This is a genomic window from Streptomyces sp. NPDC096105 (genome assembly GCF_044763335.1).
GTDB lineage: Bacteria > Actinomycetota > Actinomycetes > Streptomycetales > Streptomycetaceae > Streptomyces.
Genome location: NZ_JBIWGC010000025.1, coordinates 80507 through 97948 on the forward strand (window position 1 = coordinate 80507; position 17442 = coordinate 97948).

Below are 17442 nucleotides of genomic sequence, written 5' to 3' on the forward strand. Positions count from 1 at the left end.
GCGGGAACAGGCGGGAAACGGTCCGAGAGGTTTGCCCGAACCGTGACAGGTGAGCCGAAAAGGGAGATCCGAGGCAAAACACCTGCCACCAGTCACCGACCCAGGGAGCCGCCCCATGAGCGAGGAGCACCTCATCGAACCCGTTGTCCGGCCGCCCGGCGACCGGCCCGCCGGGCAGCCGTGCCCGTCCCGGCCCGCCGAGGTGCGCGAGGCCGTCCTGCGGGCGGTGGCCGAACGCTGCCTGGCCACCCGTACCCCCTGCGACACCGACGCCCTGGCGGACGCCCTGCTCGTCGCCTCGGAACTCACCACCAACGCGATCCTGCACGGCGGGGGAGTCACCGGCTTCGAGGTCGACGTCGACGGCCCCGGCGTCCGCCTGTCCGTCAGCGACCGCAGCGACGCCCTGCCCGTCGCCGTGCCGGCCGCCGACGGCGAGGGACGGCGCCGCCCCGGCGGCCACGGCTGGCCCATCGTGTGCCGGCTGGCCCGCGACGTCCGGGTGTCCGACCTGCCCGCCGGCGGCAAGCGGATCACCGCCCTCGTCCCCCTGGTCTGAGGCTGGTCCGAGGCCCGGTCCGGGCGCCCGCACGGGACCGGCGGCAATTTCCGCGAAGAAGCGGAGTTTGTTCTACCGGGTCGGGGGCAATCGGAGGTTCGTGCTTCGGACCGGAGGCGCGCCGGCGGGAGTGGTACGACCGCTCCGGGACTCGGGATTCCTCCGTGCGTCCCGCGACGACCACCCCGCGGTAGATCCCTGAAACCACCGTTCGGGAGCTGAAACCGCATGCTCATTGACACGTCCGCCCCTCGTTCCGGCTCCTCCGGAACGACCGCCGCCGCGTCCCGTCGGCGGCACGACGACGCCCCCGACACCACGACGCTCTTCTCCCGACTGGCGTCCCTCGAGGACGGACCCGAGCGGGACGCGGTCCGGGACGAGCTCGTCACCGCCTGGCTGCCCATGGCCCACCGGATCGCCGGCCGCTTCCGCGACCGCGGCGAGTCCATCGAGGACCTGCGCCAGGTGGCGGCCCTCGGCCTGGTGAAGGCCATCGACCGGTTCGACCCGAGCCGCGGGGCCTTCGAGAGCTACGCCGTCCCCACCATCACCGGCGAGGTCAAGCGCCACTTCCGGGACCGCATGTGGGCGCTGCGCGTCCCCCGCCGGATCCAGGAACTGCGCAACAAGGTGCGCGTGGCCCGCCGCGAACTCACCCAGAACCCCGGCAGCCCCGAGCCGTCCGTGGCGGACATCGCCGCCCACACCGGGCTGACCGAGGAGGAGGTGTCCGCCGGCATGGAGGCGCTGGAGAGCTTCAGCACCCTGTCCCTGGACGCCGAACTCTCCACCGACGACGACGGCTACAGCCTCGCCGACACCCTCGGCGCCTCCGACTCCTCCTACGACGTGGTGGTCGACCGCGAGTCGGCCAAGGAGGGGCTGCGGCGCCTGCCGGAGCGCGAGCGCGCCATCCTCTACATGCGCTTCTTCGAGGACATGACCCAGAGCCGGATCGCCGACCGGCTGGGCATCTCCCAGATGCACGTCTCCCGCCTGATCAGCCGCAGCTGCGCCCGTGTGCGCGCCGACGTGCTGGGGCAGCGCCCCGGCCGCCGCGGCGGCGGACAGCCCACCGCCTGACCGACCCCCCGCACCGCCCGTCCAGGAGAGCGAGTCCCATGCTGAAGCCCCACCCCACCGTGCTGCGCCGCCTCGTCGAGGAGTACGAGACGCTGACGGCGGCCCCGACGACCGCTCCCGAGTCGCGGATCGCCGACCTGGCCTACACCCTGTGCGTGTCGACCGGCACCCGGGACGTGGGACAGGCGCTCGCCACGGCACGCGCGTGGCTGGCGCCGGACGGACGGGACACCGCCGCGACGGCCGTGCCGGCCGCCGTGTGACCCCACGCAGGAAGGGAACCCGAGGCCCATGAGCGAATCCGAGTTCACCCCGGAGCACCGCCCCGTGGACGTGTACCTCGACCTGCTGCGGGTGCGGATGGACACCGAGGACTACCGGCTTCTGCTCCGCCTGGTGGAGCCGGTCCTCGAGGCCATCGACGAGCACCGCCTGTCGGGCCTCGACCTCGCGCTGGACGACGGGGACGAGGAACTGCCCCAGGAGGTCCGCGACGAGGCCGCCCTGGTCATCGCCACGGCGGTCACCGGCCGCCTGGACAACGAGGTGGTCGAGCTGGAGGTCGACGACAGCGGGCCGGTCCGGGTCGTCACCGACGCGGAGACCGCCGCCGACCCCTCCCGGCTGGGCGAGATCGCCGGCATCATCCGCGACCGCCACCGCCAGAACGAGGAACTGCGCGGCATCGCCGAGGCCAGCGGCCTGCCCACCGACTTCTGACCACACCTCCCTCCCCCTCACCGCCGGGGCCGCGGATCCGATCCGCGGCCCCGGCGCCGTGCGTGGGGCGTGCCGCCGCGCGGCCGTGATCCGGGTGGCGTCGGCGGTCCCCGGGACCCGGCCGGCCACGGCGCGTTCGGGGCGAGGCGCCGGGCGGCGGTCGTCGGCGCACCGGATCCGGGCCTCAGCGCTCGGGCGTCACGACCGGTACGTCCAGGGGGCGGGCGAGACCGACGACCGCCTCGTCCAGCCGTTCCAGGTGGCGCAGTACGCGGCCGGTGATCCGGCCGTAGCGGGCGGCGTCGTCGTCCGCCAGCAGCGAGGCGATGCTCGGACCCGTCTCCACCGGCGCGGTGACCTCCTCGTCGGCGACCCGGGCGGTGATCGTCCCGATGTTGCGCACCGTGCGGCCCGCCGCGCCCCGCAGCCGGGGGTCCGCCGCGATCGACGGATGGGTCGGCAGCAGCTCCGCCGTCGCCGCCAGCGACCGCGCGTGGTACGCGCAGGTCTCCAGCAGCGCCACCACGTACCGGGCGGTGGTGCGCCGGGCCCGCAGCGGGGTGACCGGGTGGGTGAGCGGCTTGGTGGCCGAGCGCAGGTCGCCCAGCGCCTGGTCCAGCTCGCGCGCCTTGTCCAGCAGCTCGTCCGCGGGACCGCCGCTGAGCTGCGTCACGGCCGCGTCCGTCACGTCCGACAGCCGCTCCAGCACGGTCACCAGCAGCTCGTTGGTGCGCCGGTCGGTGCGCACCGGCAGCACCAGCGCCGCCGCCACCACCCCGCACACCGCGCCCAGCGCCGTCTCCTCCACCCGCAGCACCAGCACCTCCCAGCTGTAGGCGTGCAGCAGGGTGTACAGCAGGCCCAGCATCGCCGTGACGAAGAACGACATCAGCGTGTACGACAGCGGCGCCGTGTAGAACATGGCGAAGATCAGCACCAGCACCAGCACGAACGCCACCACGGTGTGCCCGCCGACCAGTCCGGCCAGCAGGATCCCGGCGACCACGCCGAAGACCGTGCCCAGCAGCCGCCGGTAGCCCTTGACCAGGATCTCCCCGGTGGAGGCCGTGTTGATGAAGACGATCCAGCAGGTCAGCACCGCCCAGTACCAGCGGTCCGTGGACAGCAGCTCGCCCCCGATGATGGCCAGCGTCGAGCCGACGGACACCTGCACGGCGGCACGGGTGGTGGGCCGCTGCAGGCCCTTCGTCTCCTCGTCCTGCTCCGTCTCCTCGGCGTCGATGGCGGCGTCCTCGGCGTCCAGCTCCTCCCGGGACCTGGCCGTCGCCGGACTGTCGTCCGACTCGTCCTGCGGGCCGTCCAGGGCGGTGCGCAGCCCCATGACCGCACGGGCCGCCTCACCGACGCCCCGGAACACGTCCCGCACGGGCGCCGAGGCCGCCGGCAGGTTCTCCTCGTCCCGGTAGCCGAGCAGGCGGTTGCGCACCTGGGCCACGCCCGTGCCGGCCGTCCCCGTCCGCAGCACCAGCGTGCGCAGTGCCCGCAGGTCGCGGCGGAGCAGCGCGGTCGCCTCCTCCGGGCCGGGCAGCCGGCGCACCTCCGGAGCGGGGGCGCCGGGCAGATGCAGGGTCAGGGTGTCCGCCCGCTCGGCGCTGCGGGCGGACAGCAGCAGCAGCCCCAGCCGCTCGGCGGCGATCTCCGCGTCGGCGACGCGCCGCTGCACCAGGCGCGCGGTCGGCTCGTCCGGGGTGCCCTCCTCCAGCCGGCTCTGGATCATCAGCGCCGTCTCGTGCAGCCGGGCGGTGCGCTCCCGCAGCTCCTCCAGCGCCTTGTCGGCCTCGTCGGGAGCGGCGTCCAGCAGCGCGATCTGCGCGGACACCAGCCGCGCCAGCCGGACCCGGAACGCCTGGCGCAGCCGTACCAGCAGTCCCGTCGGCGTCACCGGCACGACGGCGAACCGCACCAGGGCGCTGCACACGAATCCGACCGCCATGACCGCCCACAGCGCCGGGAGCTGCCCGGGCGACGCGCCCACGAACAGGGACATGAAGTACACCTGGAAGCCGATCAGGCCCAGCGCCATCCCCCGGTCGCCGAACCGGCGGCCGTACACCGCGCAGAAGATCAGGGCGACGGCGAAGACGTCGCCGATCACCATCCGTTCGCTGAGCAGCGCGCCCAGCGACACCGACACCAGCGCCACCGGCAGCCCCAGCGCCAGCGTGACCGCCTGCGCTCCCCGCCGCCGCTCCCGGATGGCGAAGGTGGCGGCCATCGAGGTCATCGCGCCCGCCACCAGATGGGTGACGCCGGCGCCGGCCGGGGAGAGCACGGCCAGGGTCAGCGCGATGGCCCCCACCGTCCGCAGCCCGGCGGTCAGCCGCAGCAGCCCGGGGTCGGACGCCGCCAGGTGGTCGCGCAGCCGTGTGCCCCACCGGCGTCCCGCCGCCATCACGCCCGCGCACGCTCCCCCGTCGTCACCGCTCCGTCCGTGGTCCCGGTTTCCGTCCGCCGGATCACCGAGCCGCCCGGCCCGCTTCCTCGACGTGCGCCCGCACCTGCTCCGGTGTCAGGTAGGCGTCCAGGTACTCGAAGTCGCGCAGGTTGCCCGGCCGGTGCGCCTGGAAACCGGTGCGCACGAAGTCGTCGCCGGCCACCGCGTTCAGCAGCCAGTTGGTCATGACGCGGGTCTTGGCGACCCCGGTGCGCAGCGCGGACCAGTGGTAGCCGCGGGCCACCACCTGGGCGGGCAGGCCGTGCAGCTCGTAGCCGAGCGGCTTGGACACCGCGTCGGTGCCGCCGAGGTCCACCACGAGCCCCAGGTCCTGGTGCACGTACGGCCGGGTCGGCCGGCCCCGCAGGGTGGCGATGACGTTCTCCGCGACGTGCCGGCCCTGCCGCAGCGCGTGCTGCGCGGTCGGCGGGCACACGGCGTCGTCGCCCTTGGCCAGGTCCGGCACCGCGGCGGAGTCGCCGAGCGCGAACACCCCGTCGTGGCCCGGCAGCCGCATGTCCGCGTTGACGGCGAGCCGGCCCCGCACGGTCTCCGCGTCGAGCGTGCCGATGAGCGGGCTGGCCACCACCCCGGCGGTCCAGATCAGGGTGCGCGTGGGCACCACCCGGCCGTCGGTGAAGGTGACCTCCTCGGCGCCCGCCTTGGCGATGGACACGCCCAGGGAGATCTCGATGCCGCGCCGGGTGAGGATCTCCTGCGCGCTGCGGCCCAGCTTCTCGCCCAGCTCGGGCATGAGCTTGGGCGCGATGTCGATCAGGTGCCACTTGATCAGGCCGGGGTCCAGACGCGGGTAGCGCTTGACGGCGGCGTGCGTCAGCCGCTGCAGGCACGCCGCGGTCTCGGTGCCCGCGTAGCCGCCGCCGACCACCACGAACTGCAGCCGCGAGGCGCGCTCCGCCGGATCGGTGCAGGCGTCCGCCAGGTCCAGCTGGGAGATCACGTGGTCGCGCAGGTAGGCGGCCTCGGCCAGCGACTTCAGCCCGAAGGCGTGGTCGGTCAGGCCCGGGATGTCGAAGGTGCGGGTGACGCTGCCGGGCGCCAGCACGATGTAGTCGTACGGCTCGTCGACGATCTCCCCGGCGATGGTCCGGATGACGCACACCTTGGCCTTGAGGTCCACGCCGATCGCGCCGCCCGGGATGATCCGGGTGCGGTACTTCTCGCTGCCCCGCAGGGAGAGCGCGATCGACTGGGGGGTCAGCACCCCGGAGGCGACCTGGGGGAGCAGCGGCAGATACAGCTGGTAGGACATCGGGGTCACCAGCGTCAGCTCCGCCTCGCCCGGAGTGAGCCTGCGTTCCAGCCGCCGCACGCACTCCACACCGGCGAAACCGGCGCCCACCACGAGGATCCTGGGTCGTGTCACGGTGTCCATCCCTTCGTGCGGCTTCAGGCGTTCCGCCTCGAACGTCGATGCCTGACGCGTGCCCCTCTTCAGCTCCACGATGCCCGCCGCGGCCCCGGACCGCACCGGGAGCGGTCGGGGCGGGGGACCCCGCCGCGGCCCGCGCGACGCCTCAGCCGCGCAGGTGGCAGAGGAGCAGACACACGTCGTCGTCGCGCTCGGAGTCGCTCAGCAGCGGATGGAGGACACGGTCCGCCGCGTCCTCCAGGTCCGTGTCCAGCTCCGCGCGGTCGAACGACGAGAGGACCGCGCCCAGTCGCTCGATGCCCGGGTCTATGCCCCGCGCGCGCCGCTCCACCAGGCCGTCGGTGTAGAGGGCCAGCGTCGAGCCGGGCGTCAGCCGCTCGGTGTGGTCGGCGATGTCCTGGCTCAGCGGGATGCCCAGCATCGCCCCCGGCTTCGCGTCCAGCGTGCGCACCCGGCCGTCCGGCAGCCGCAGCACCGGCGGCGGGTGACCCGCCGCGGCCCAGGTCAGCGTGTGGCCGTCCGGGTGGAAGCGGGCGATGACGGCCGTCGCGAACAGGTCCGGCTGGAGATGGCGCAGATAGCCGTGCAGCCGGGTCAGCAGCCGCCCCGGGCCGTCGCCGTCCACGGCGTAGGCACGCAGCGCGGTGCGCAGCTGGCTCATCATCACCGCGGCGTGCAGCCCGTGCCCGGTCACGTCGCCGATGACGGTGACCAGGCTGCCGTCCCGCTGCTGGAACGCGTCGTACCAGTCGCCGCCGATGTTCAGCCCGTGCGTGGCCGGCAGATAGCGCGCGGCCAGACCCACGCCCGGCGTCGACGGCAGCTCCGTCAGCAGCGCCCGCTGCAGCGTCTCCGCGATGTCCCGGTTGTGCTCGAAGCGGCGGGCGTTGTCCAGCGCGATCCCGGCCCGCCGGGCGAGCTCGATCAGCATCACCGCGTCGTCCGGGTCCCAGCGCTCGCCCTGCGGCGACAGCGTCAGCACGCCCAGCGGCGCCCGGCGCGGCGTCAGCAGCGGCACGCACAGCAGCGGCCGGTCCGGGGCCAGCGCCGACGGCGGCCGGTCCTCCACACCGGGCAGGTTGCCGGGGTGGTCGGCGGCGTACTGCGGACGCCCGGTGCGGGCGGCGAGCACCGCCGCGCCCGGGTGTGTCGCGGGCGCCGGCCGGCCGTCCTCGGAGTCGAACAGCCAGACGTCGACGCCGTCGGCGTACCGCGGCACCAGCAGCTCCGGCAGCCGGCGCAGGATCTCGTCATGGTTCAGCGACGCGGTCAGCACGGCGCTGGCGTCCGCGAGGAACGTCAGCCGCCGCCGCGCGTTCTCCGCCTCCGTGCGCGCCCGGCGCTCCGCGGCGAACGCCTCCCGCTGCGCCCTGCCCGCCGCGTCCAGTTCGGCGTGCAGCGCCAGGACCCCCTGGTTGGTCTGGTGCAGCTCCTCCCGGTGGAAGGCGACCAGCCCCTCCTGCTCGGCCAGCTCCTGAAGCACCACCGAGGTGTCCTCGTCGGCCCCCAGCAGCCCCTCGGACAGCACGGCCGCATCCTCCGGCACCGGGCACGGGTCGGACACCCGGCCCGGCTCGGGGCAGGGCACGCCCGTCGTCCACGGGGCGCGCTCCCCGGCGGCGTCCGGGGACGGCACGATCACCACGTGCAGCTCGCCCGGCCCGGCGTCCTCGCCCCCGGCCGTCTCCAGCGTGAGCAGCCAGGTGCCGCCCTTGGTGAGGCACTGCCGCAGCTGCCCGCTGAGGGCGGTGGCCAGCCGGGCCCGCGCCACGGTGGGCACGCCGCAGGCGGCGGCCAGCCGCGCCACGGCGATCCGGGCGCGGGCCGCGTCGGTGACGGTCGTGATGCGCCAGGCGCGCGTCATGAACGAGCCTCCGGGACGTTGGCGAGCACGGCCACGGCGGTGTCGTCCCGCACCGGGCGGGCCGCGCTGCCCGCGTCGCGGACCGCCACGCCGGCCGTCACGGCCGGGTCGGCCGGGGGCACACCGGTGTCCGAGGGCGGCGTCCAGCGGGACGACAGCCCGTCCGTGTGCAGGATCAGCAGACTGTCCGGGGTCCAGTCGACCTCGTCCTCGCGCACCGTGCGGGGCCGGTGCGCGCCGACGATCCCGGGCCGGGACAGCAGCGTCCGCCAGCGCCCGCCGTCCCGCAGCCGCGCGGTCACGTTGCCGATGCCCGCGAACCGCAGCCGCCCGGTCCAGGTGTCGAGCTGGGCCGCGGCGACCGCCGCGCCGCGGGTCCCGGACAGCGTGGTGTGCAGCCGCTGGAGCAGTTCGGCGGGCGGCAGCCGGGCGCAGTGGCGCAGCTCCTCCACGGCGGCGTCGGAGGCGCGGGCGGCCTCGGCGCCGTGGCCCAGCCCGTCCGCCAGCATCAGCGTCACCCGGTCGCCGGACCGCACCCACGACCAGGCGTCGCCGGACAGCTCGGCGCCCGCGAACGGCACGTTGACGCCGCCCGCGCGCACGCCGAGCGACCGCGTCGGGTCCTCGTCCGGGACGAGACCGATCGTGGCGGGCCCGACCCGGGCCACCGCGACCGTGCCGCGGCCGGGCACGCTGTGCAGGCCGAAGGCGTCGGCGACCCGCCGGCACGTTCCCAGACCCGCGCCGAGCGAGCCGCTGGTGGTGAAGCCGTCCTCGAACGCGCCGGGCACGTCGGCGATGCCCGGCCCGTGGTCGAGCGCGGTGATCTGCACGGCCCGTCCCGGCCGCCCCTCGGGCAGCACGGCGGGATCGACGACGTCGACGACCACCTCGCCGGCCTTCGCGTGCTTCAGCAGGTTGGTCGCCAGCTCGGTGGCGACCAGGGCGCACGCCGCCCGGCGCTGTTCGTCCAGTCCGGCCCGGGCCGCGGCCTCCTCCGCCGCCACCCTGGCGTCCCGCACCCGGGTCGAGTCGTGCACGGGCACGTACCACACGCGCGGCATCACGCACCTCCGCGCGGCCGGACCGGCCGGGACACCCACGAGGTGACCCGCACGGTGGTGCCCGCCCCCGGAGTGCTGTCGACCTGGAAGTCGTGCACCAGGCGCCGCGCCCCGCCCAGCCCCATGCCCAGGCCGTCGCCCGAGGTGTAACCGTCGCTGAGGGCCCGGTCGAGATCCGCGATCCCGGGGCCCTCGTCGGAGAAGGCCAGCCGCAGCCCGGCCGTCCCGTCGGCGGCGGTGACCCGTGACGTCTCCAGGACGCCGCCCCCGCCGTGCACCAGCGTGTTGCGGGCCAGCTCGCTGGCCGCCGTCACCAGCTTCGTCTGGTCCACCAGTCCGAAGCCGAGCCGGGTCGCGGCCTGCCGCACGTGCTGACGCACCCACGCGAGGTCCAGGTCCGACCGGATGGGCAGCCGCGCCTCGACGTCCGCGGCGGTGTCCATCACGGTCTCCCCTCGCCGCCGGACCGGATCGCGACGATGGGTTGCGCCAGCAGTTCCAGCGCCGCCTCGGTGGTGAGCGCGGTGCGCAGCTCCGGGAACGTCAGGCCCAGCTCCACCAGCGTGATCGCCACCGCGGGCCGCATGCCCGCCACCACGGTCCGCGCGGCCAGCAGCTCGGTCTGCGCCGCGGTCTCGGCCAGCACCCGGCCGAGGAAGGAGTCGACGATCTCCACCCCGGAGATGTCGATCACCACGCCGGTGACCCGGCTGGCGGCGATCGTCTCGGCCAGGTCCTGCTGGAGCTGGGAGGCCATGCTGTCGTGCAGGTCGCCCTGGAGGGTGACCAGCAGCACGTCCCCGAGCCGCAGCACCGGCACGTGTCCCGCGACCGGGCGGGCGAAGTGTTCGCTCACCGCCGGACCGCACCCTCGGCCGGGGCGTTCACGATGTTCGCGCCCAGCTCGTTCAGGCAGTACCCGAGCGCGTCGGCGAGGCTCGCGCGGGTCTTGACCGTGCCGAGGTCCAGTCCGAGGTGCACGATGGTCTGCGCGATCGCCGGGCGGATGCCGGAGACGACGCACTCGGCGCCCATCAGCCGGGCGGCGGCGACCGTCTTCATCAGGTGCTGCGCCACCAGCGAGTCGACCGTCGGCACGCCGGTGATGTCGAGGATCGCGAACCGGGCGTGCTGGTCGACGACCGCGTTCAGCAGCGTCTCCATCACCACCTGGCTGCGGGCGCTGTCCAGCGTCCCGATCAGCGGGACCGCGACGATCCCGTCCCACAGCTTGATCACCGGTGTCGCCACCTCCAGCAGCTGCAGCCGCTGCCGGTCGATCAGGGCCTGGTTCTCGCTCAGCGCGGTCTGCATGGTGACCAGCCGCAGGGTGCCCATCAGCACGCTCAGCGCGGTCGCGCACTCCCGCCGCCGCTCCGGGTCCTCCTGTTCCAGATCGGCCACCAGGAGGTTCTCCACCGGCGGCAGCAGCGCGGCCAGCTCGCTGGAGACCTGGGTGATGGACAGCCCCGCGCGGGACCGGGCCGCCCCCATCCGGGCGAGCTGCTCGCGGACCCCGGTGAACCCCGCGGCGTCCGGGTCCTCGATCCGCTGCGCGTCGGCCACCTGGGCCAGCGCGTCCACGATCACCCGGCCCGCGTCCACCGCCTCGTCGCGGGAGACGGTGAACACCGTACGGAACAGGGGCTCGTCCGCCCATCGCTGGGCGACCTGCTCCCGTCGCCGCCGCAGGAAGTCCCCGACCTCCCGGGCGGGGGTTCCGTGGGTCGCGTCCGCTTCGTGCTCCGGCACCTGTCTGCTCTCCTCCTCGTCACATGCGCCCGGACCCGTGCCGGGACCGGGCGGGTCGGCTTGCTCAGGCCTCGGGCTCGGCCGGGGCCGGCTCGTGCCGGTCCACGCGCTCCAGCGCCTCGTCGACGCTTCCCGAGACGGGCACGGTGATGCTGACGCCCGTCAGGTCGAGAATCCGGCGCACGGCCGGGGTGGGGGAGATGATGTGCACGCTCCCAGGCAGCTCCCGCGCCTCCTGGTAGACGCGCAGGATGATGTTCATGCCGGAGGAGTCCATGAAGGGGACCGCCGACAGATCCAGCAGGAAGTGCCGGCGGCCGTGGTGCAGCTGGTTGGCCAGGTGGTGCTGGAACTCGGTCGCCGTGTCGACGTCCAAGTAGCCCTCCACCGTGAGCAGCGCCACATCCTCACGGGGAAGTGTCACCTCTACGGACAACGGATCCTGGGCAATGGGCACGAGTACCTCCAACAAGGTGATCAAGCTCTTCGTCGCGCAGCCGCGCGTACCCCCGAATCGCCCCTTCATGCCTGTGCCCGCCCGATCGGCCGCACGGGTGACCTACCCCACCCTGATCCCCACGATGCAGGTGTCGTCGTCGGTGTCCGACCTGCTGTACGTGAGCAGCCGGTCCAGCCGCTGGTCGAGCGTGCCCGGCACCGTGGCCGCGGTGGTGAGCAGATGCGTCAGCGACTCCTCCACCGAGCGGTCCCGGCGCTCGATCAGCCCGTCCGTGTACATGAGGAGGTTGTCCTCCGCGGCGAGCTGCACCTCCCCCTCCTCGTAACGCGCCTCCGGCACGGCGCCCAGCAGCAGACCCTGCACCGGGGGCAGCGGGGCCGCCTCGGAGCCGCGCACCAGCACCGGCGGCAGATGGCCGGCCCGCGCCCACCGCAGGGTGCGGGTGGCCGGGTCGTACAGGCCGCACACGGCGGTGGCCGTGACCCCGCCGGTCAGATGGTGCGCCACCATGTTGAGCCACGACAGCAGCTGCCCCGGCCCCGCGCCGGTGACGGCGAGCCCGCGCAGCGCGTTGCGCAGCACCACCATGCTGGTCGCCGCCTCGATGCCGTGACCGGCGACGTCGCCCACGCACAGCAGCACCAGCCGGGACGGCAGCACCACCGCGTCGTACCAGTCGCCGCCGACCAGCTGCTCCGCCTCGGCGGGCCGGTAGCGCACGGCCACGTCCAGGTCGGGCACCTGCAGCGGCGCCTGCGCGGGCGGCATGATCGCGCGCTGCAGCTGCAGCGCCAGCCGGTCCCGCTCGCTGGCGTGCTGCTCGGTGTGGGCGAGCTGGTCGCGGGTCGCCGCCAGCGCCACCTCGGTCCAGTGCTGCGACGAGATGTCCTGGTAGGCGCCCCGTACGGTGAGCAGCCGCCCGTCGGTGTCCAGCACCGGCTCGGCGACCACCCGGATGTGCCGGGTCACCCCGTCGGGCCGCTGCAGCCGGAAGGCGGCCGAGGCCGGCCGCCGGTGGTGCAGCAGCGTGCGCAGGAAACGGCCGATGGTGACCGCGTCGTCCGGGTGGGCGTGCGCCGGCAGGTTCTCCAGCGGCACCGGCGGGCTGGTCTCAGGACGCCCGTACAGGTCGAACAGCTGGCCGTTCCAGGTGATCTCCCCGGTCAGCAGGTTCTCCTCGAACCCGCCGATCCGGCCGAGCCGCTGCGCGTGCTGCAGCAGGCTCGCCAGCCGGGCCGTCTCGTCCTCGATCCGCCAGATGAACAGGATCCCCGCGCCGTGCCGGCTCACGCTGATGTCCGCGACCGCCGACAGGGGCACCTGGTCGACCAGCGCGGTCAGGTGCATGCGCCGGGCCCGGAACGGCTCACCCGTGGCGTACACCCGCTCGATCCGCTGGAACAGCTCGCTCTCCCCGGCGGCCATCGGGTACGCCTCCAGCAGCAGCGCCCCGCTGACCATGCCGCGCGGCCGGCCCGCCGGGTCCAGGAAGCGGCTGTTGACGTGCTGGATGCGGAAGTCGAGCAGGTTCCCCGACTCGTCCAGGTGCGGCACCAGCACCAGGGCCGGGTCGTACAGCCCGTCGGCCAGGTCCATCAGCTCCGCGGCGTCCGGCAGCACCCGCGGCGGCCGGCTGGGGTCGTCCGGCACGGTGAACGTCTCCAGGGTGTGCGCGCACAGCTCGGCCAGCGCCTCCACCTGCCGCACGATCTGCGGCGGTTGCGAGGGCAGCGGCGCGGGCCAGACGATCTCCAGCACCCCGTACACACGCCCCCCGGTGCCGGCGGGCACCGCCGCGCGGCCGCCGTCAGGATGGTGGTGCCGCCCGACGCTGGGCAGCCCCCGTTGGGACAGCGACTCGATCCACAGCCCGTCGCGCTCGGCCAGACCGCACCGCGCGACCGTCGCCACGTCGGGCGGCACGTAGTACCAGCGCGCCGCCTCGGCGGGGGAGAAGCCCGCACTGCCCGCCAGGGTCAGCGACCCGTCGGCGGCGGCCGCCCAGATCGCCACGGCCACCGCGCCCAGCGGACGCAGCGCCTGCTCCAGCAGCGACTCGGCCACCGCCTGGGTGTCGTCGGCGGCGAGCGCCCCGCTCTCCGCCGCGCGCAGCCGTACGGCCGCCGGGTCCGCCTCCGCCTCGCCGGCCGCCCGGGTGGCGGCCAGGAAGGCGTTGGTCACCTCGGACATCCGGTCCCGGGCGGCCTGGTTGATCACCTCGACCGCGAACTCCAGCTGGGTCGTCCCGGCCTGCTCGGTCAGTTCGGCGAGCTGCCGGGCCGCCTGCGCGGGACCGCAGCCGAGGCGCTCCACGAGGATGCCCTTGGCGAGCTCGATCAGGGCCCGCCCCTCGGCCTCCGCCTGCGCGGCGCGCACCTCACGGCTCAGCCGGTCCACCGTCGCCGCCAGCCGGCCCACGGGGGAGTCGGCGGCCACCCCGGCGGGTCCTGCCGGGGTGCGCCGCAGCTCCATCTCCTCGGGCGGCGGCTCGCCCACGTGCTCGTCGACGCTCATGCCGGCAGCCAGCGGCGGACGCAGGCGATCAGCTCACGGCTGTCGACCGGCTTGGTGACGTAGTCGCTGGCGCCCGACGCGAGGCTCTTCTCCCGGTCGCCGGGCATCGCCTTCGCGGTCACCGCGATGATCGGCAGGTCCGCGTACTGCGGCATCGTCCGGATCTCGGCCGTGGCGGCGTACCCGTCCAGCTCGGGCATCATCACGTCCATCAGGACCAGCGCCACGTCCGGGTTCTCCACCAGTCTCTCGATGCCCTTGCGGCCGTCCTCGGCGTGCAGCACCCGGAAACCGTGCAGCTCCAGGATGCCGCTCAGCGCGAACAGGTTGCGCGCGTCGTCGTCCACGACCAGCACGGTCCGGCCCGCGAACGAGCCGTCCACCACGGCCTCCGGCGTCGCCCGCTGCGCCTCGTCGGGGCGCACCAGCGACAGCACGTCGCCGGGCTCCTCCGCCGACAGGTGCAGCGCGATCCGCTCCCGCAGTTCGTCCAGGCTGGACAGGAACTCCAGCGCCGTGCCCGAGGCGCGGGAGCGCAGGGCCGCCTCCACGTCGGCGTCGGCGCGGTGCCCGCTGTGCACCAGGACGGGCACGCTCGCCAGGGCGGAGTCCCCGCGCAGGGCCTCCAGGAAGCGGGTCACCTCCGCCTCCGCCATGCCCAGCTCCAGCACCACGCAGTGGCAGGGGTCGGCGGCCAGCGCGCCGGCCGCCTCCTGGGCGCCGACGGCGGTGATGATGTCCACCGACGGCCGGGAGCCGCCGCCCGCGTGCGCGACGTCCTGCACCACGCTCTCCGCGACCAGGGTGAGCAGCCCCCGGGGCCGCTCCTCCACCACCAGCAGCCGGCGCGGGCGTTGTCCCGGCTCGGCCGGAGCGGCCTCGATCGCGGGCGTCCGGCGGGACGCGGCCTCCGGCAGCTCCGCGCCGCCGGCCGGCTCGCTCTCCACGGCCGGCGCGGGCCGCAGCTGCTGCTCGAAGTCCGGCCGGGCCACCGGCAGGAACAGCGTGAACGTGGACCCCTGTCCGGCGACGCTGTCCACGGTGACCGCGCCGCCCAGCAGGTGCGCGATCTCCCGGGTGATGGACAGGCCCAGGCCGGTGCCGCCGTACTTGCGGCTGGTGGTGCCGTCGGCCTGCTGGAAGGCGCCGAAGATCGACTCCAGGTGCTGTTCCGGGATGCCCACCCCGGTGTCCCGCACCCGGAAGGCGACCACGGGACCGCCCCGCAGCACCTCGCCGGGCACCTCGTCGTCCGGGGCCGGCTCGATCCGCAGCTCCACCTGGCCCCGCTCGGTGAACTTCACCGCGTTGGACAGCAGGTTGCGCAGCACCTGACGCAGCCGCGAGTCGTCGGTGAGCAGGTCCGCGGGCGCGCCCGGCGCCGTGGTGACCGTGAAGTCCAGGCTCTTCTGCATGGTCATCGGCCGGAAGGTGACCTCGACGTACTCGACGAGCCGGCGCAGCTCCACCCGCTCGGGGCTGACGTCCATCTTCCCGGCCTCGACCTTCGACAGGTCGAGGATGTCGTTGATCAGCTGGAGCAGGTCCGACCCCGCCGAGTGGATGATCTGCGCGTACTCCACCTGCTTGGGGGAGAGGTTGCGCGAGGGGTTCTGGGCGAGCAACTGGGCCAGGATCAGCAGGCTGTTGAGCGGGGTGCGCAGCTCGTGGCTCATGTTCGCCAGGAACTCCGACTTGTACTTCGAGGCGAGCGACAACTGCTGCGCCCGCGCCTCGAGTTCCTGCCGGGCCTGCTCGATCTGGAGGTTCTTCGCCTCGATGTCCCGGTTCTGCGCGGCCAGCAGCGCCGCCTTGTCCTCCAGTTCGGCGTTGGACCGCTGCAGTTCCTCCTGCTGGGTCTGCAACTCCGCCGACCGCTCCTGCAGTTCGGCGGTCAGCCGCTGCGACTCCACCAGCAGCTCGTCGGTGCGGGCGTTCGCCACGATGGTGTTGACGTTGACGCCGATGGTCTCCATGAGCTGCGCCAGGAAGTCCTGGTGGATCTGGGTGAACGGGGTCACCGACGCCAGCTCGATCACGCCGAGGACCTGGCCCTCGACCACGATCGGCAGCAGCACCAGGGCGGTCGGCACCACCTGGCCGAGTCCGGAGGAGATGGTCACGTAGTCCGGCGGCAGCGCGTCCACCAGGATGGTGCGCCGGCTGCGCGCGGCCTGCCCGACGAGGGTCTTGCCGAAGGGGATGCGGGTCGGCCGCTCGCTGTCGTCCGGGTAGCCGTAGGAGCCGACGAGGCGCAGCTCGGGACCGTCCTCGCCGTCCTCCGCGAGGTAGAAGGCGCCGTACTGGGCGGACACCAGCGGCACCAGCTCGTCCATGATCAGCTCCGCGACCACGGGCAGGTCGCGGTGGCCCTGCATCAGCCCGGACACCCGGGCCAGGTTGGTCTTGAGCCAGTCCTGCTCCTGGTTGGCCCGGGTGGTCTCGCGCAGGGACTCCACCATCGCGTTGATGTTGTCCTTGAGCTCGGCGACCTCGCCGGACGCCTCCACGTTCACCGAGCGGGTCAGGTCGCCCTCGGCGACCGCGCTGGTCACCTCGGCGATCGCGCGGACCTGCCGGGTGAGGTTCCCCGCCAGCTCGTTGACGTTCTCCGTGAGCCGCTTCCACGTGCCGGAGACGCCCTCGACCTCCGCCTGTCCGCCGAGCCGTCCCTCGGTGCCGACCTCGCGGGCGACGCGGGTGACCTCCTGGGCGAACGCGGAGAGCTGGTCGACCATCGTGTTGATGGTCGTCTTCAGCTCCAGGATCTCGCCGCGGGCGTCGACGTCGATCTTCTTCGACAGATCGCCCTTCGCCACGGCCGTCGTCACCAGCGCGATGTTGCGCACCTGGCCGGTGAGGTTGTTCGCCATGGAGTTGACGTTGTCGGTGAGGTCCTTCCAGGTGCCCGCGACACCGGGCACGTGGGCCTGTCCGCCGAGCCGTCCCTCGGTGCCGACCTCGCGGGCGACGCGGGTGACCTCGTCGGCGAACGCGGACAGCGTGTCCACCATCGTGTTGATGACGTCGGCGAGCGCCGCGACCTCGCCGGCCGCCTCGACGCGGATGCGCTGCGACAGGTCGCCCCGCCCCACCGCGGAGGCGACCTGGGCGATCGAGCGGACCTGACTCGTCAGGTTGGACGCCATCACGTTGACGTTGTCGGTGAGGTCCTTCCAGGTGCCCGACACGCCCCGCACCTGGGCCTGTCCGCCGAGCCGTCCCTCGGTGCCGACCTCGCGGGCGACGCGGGTGACCTCGTCGGCGAAGGCGGAGAGCTGGTCGACCATCGTGTTGATGGTGTTCTTGAGTTCGAGGATCTCGCCGCGGGCGTCGACGGTGATCTTCTGCGACAGGTCGCCCTGCGCGACCGCCGTCGCCACCAGCGCGATGTTGCGCACCTGGCCGGTGAGGTTGCCGGCCATGAAGTTCACCGAGTCGGTCAGGTCGCGCCAGGTGCCCTTGACCCCCTGCACGTCCGCCTGTCCGCCGAGCCGTCCCTCGGTGCCGACCTCGCGGGCGACGCGGGTGACCTCGTCGGCGAAGGCGGAGAGCTGGTCGACCATCGTGTTGAT

Annotated in this window: 14 protein-coding genes; 4 read left to right on the top strand and 10 right to left on the bottom strand. The window is 74.0% G+C overall.

Annotated elements, in window-relative coordinates; all coding sequences use genetic code 11:
- The first annotated feature begins 115 nt into the window (after positions 1–115).
- The 4 genes from ACIQ8B_RS28830 (at position 116) to ACIQ8B_RS28845 (ending at position 2365) form a co-directional block, all read left to right on the top strand.
- On the top strand, positions 116–559 hold the full coding sequence (locus ACIQ8B_RS28830) for an ATP-binding protein (protein ID WP_403550810.1): 444 nt from the start codon (positions 116–118) through the stop codon (positions 557–559).
- Positions 560–787: 228 nt separating this feature from the next.
- Positions 788–1645 carry a SigB/SigF/SigG family RNA polymerase sigma factor gene (locus ACIQ8B_RS28835; protein WP_106415614.1) on the top strand — a complete coding sequence of 286 codons (858 nt, stop codon included), beginning with the start codon at positions 788–790 and terminating at the stop codon, positions 1643–1645.
- A gap of 38 nt (positions 1646–1683) precedes the next feature.
- A complete protein-coding gene (locus ACIQ8B_RS28840; protein WP_106415615.1) occupies positions 1684–1908 on the top strand; it encodes a DUF5133 domain-containing protein in 225 nt (74 codons plus the stop codon).
- Positions 1909–1936: 28 nt separating this feature from the next.
- Complete coding sequence (locus ACIQ8B_RS28845) at positions 1937–2365, top strand: hypothetical protein (RefSeq protein WP_106415616.1); 429 nt, start codon at positions 1937–1939, stop codon at positions 2363–2365.
- Between the two features lie 184 nt (positions 2366–2549).
- Here the strand turns inward: ACIQ8B_RS28845 and ACIQ8B_RS28850 are convergent, their stop codons facing one another.
- From ACIQ8B_RS28850 to ACIQ8B_RS28895, 10 genes are all read right to left on the bottom strand, one after another.
- Entirely contained in the window at positions 2550–4781 is a 2232-nt protein-coding gene (locus ACIQ8B_RS28850) for an FUSC family protein (protein WP_403550813.1), read from the bottom strand.
- Positions 4782–4842: 61 nt separating this feature from the next.
- Complete coding sequence (locus tag ACIQ8B_RS28855; RefSeq protein WP_198602760.1) at positions 4843–6216, bottom strand: NAD(P)/FAD-dependent oxidoreductase; 1374 nt, start codon at positions 6214–6216, stop codon at positions 4843–4845.
- A 142-nt stretch (positions 6217–6358) separates the two neighbouring features.
- Positions 6359–8077 (bottom strand): PP2C family protein-serine/threonine phosphatase, encoded by a 1719-nt coding sequence (locus tag ACIQ8B_RS28860; RefSeq protein ID WP_403550815.1) that lies wholly within the window; start codon positions 8075–8077, stop codon positions 6359–6361.
- Positions 8074–9141, bottom strand: coding sequence for a SpoIIE family protein phosphatase (locus ACIQ8B_RS28865; protein ID WP_403550817.1), 1068 nt, complete (start codon positions 9139–9141; stop codon positions 8074–8076). Before ACIQ8B_RS28865 ends, ACIQ8B_RS28860 begins: the two co-directional genes overlap by 4 nt.
- On the bottom strand, positions 9141–9584 hold the full coding sequence (locus ACIQ8B_RS28870; RefSeq protein ID WP_403550819.1) for an anti-sigma regulatory factor: 444 nt from the start codon (positions 9582–9584) through the stop codon (positions 9141–9143). The genes ACIQ8B_RS28865 and ACIQ8B_RS28870 overlap by 1 nt, the downstream gene beginning before the upstream one ends.
- The gene (locus ACIQ8B_RS28875) at positions 9584–9997 is read right to left on the bottom strand and encodes an STAS domain-containing protein (protein ID WP_403550821.1); all 414 of its coding nucleotides are present in this window, start codon (positions 9995–9997) and stop codon (positions 9584–9586) included. The genes ACIQ8B_RS28870 and ACIQ8B_RS28875 overlap by 1 nt, the downstream gene beginning before the upstream one ends.
- Positions 9994–10893, bottom strand: coding sequence for an STAS domain-containing protein (locus ACIQ8B_RS28880; protein WP_290004786.1), 900 nt, complete (start codon positions 10891–10893; stop codon positions 9994–9996). Before ACIQ8B_RS28880 ends, ACIQ8B_RS28875 begins: the two co-directional genes overlap by 4 nt.
- Before the next feature lie 64 nt (positions 10894–10957).
- A complete protein-coding gene (locus ACIQ8B_RS28885; protein ID WP_106416549.1) occupies positions 10958–11350 on the bottom strand; it encodes an STAS domain-containing protein in 393 nt (130 codons plus the stop codon).
- 102 nt (positions 11351–11452) lie between these two features.
- Positions 11453–13867 (bottom strand): SpoIIE family protein phosphatase, encoded by a 2415-nt coding sequence (locus tag ACIQ8B_RS28890; RefSeq protein ID WP_403550824.1) that lies wholly within the window; start codon positions 13865–13867, stop codon positions 11453–11455.
- Positions 13864–17442 (bottom strand): HAMP domain-containing protein (locus ACIQ8B_RS28895; RefSeq protein WP_403550826.1); only part of this gene is annotated, 3579 nt, incomplete at its 5' end. The genes ACIQ8B_RS28895 and ACIQ8B_RS28890, both read right to left, overlap by 4 nt.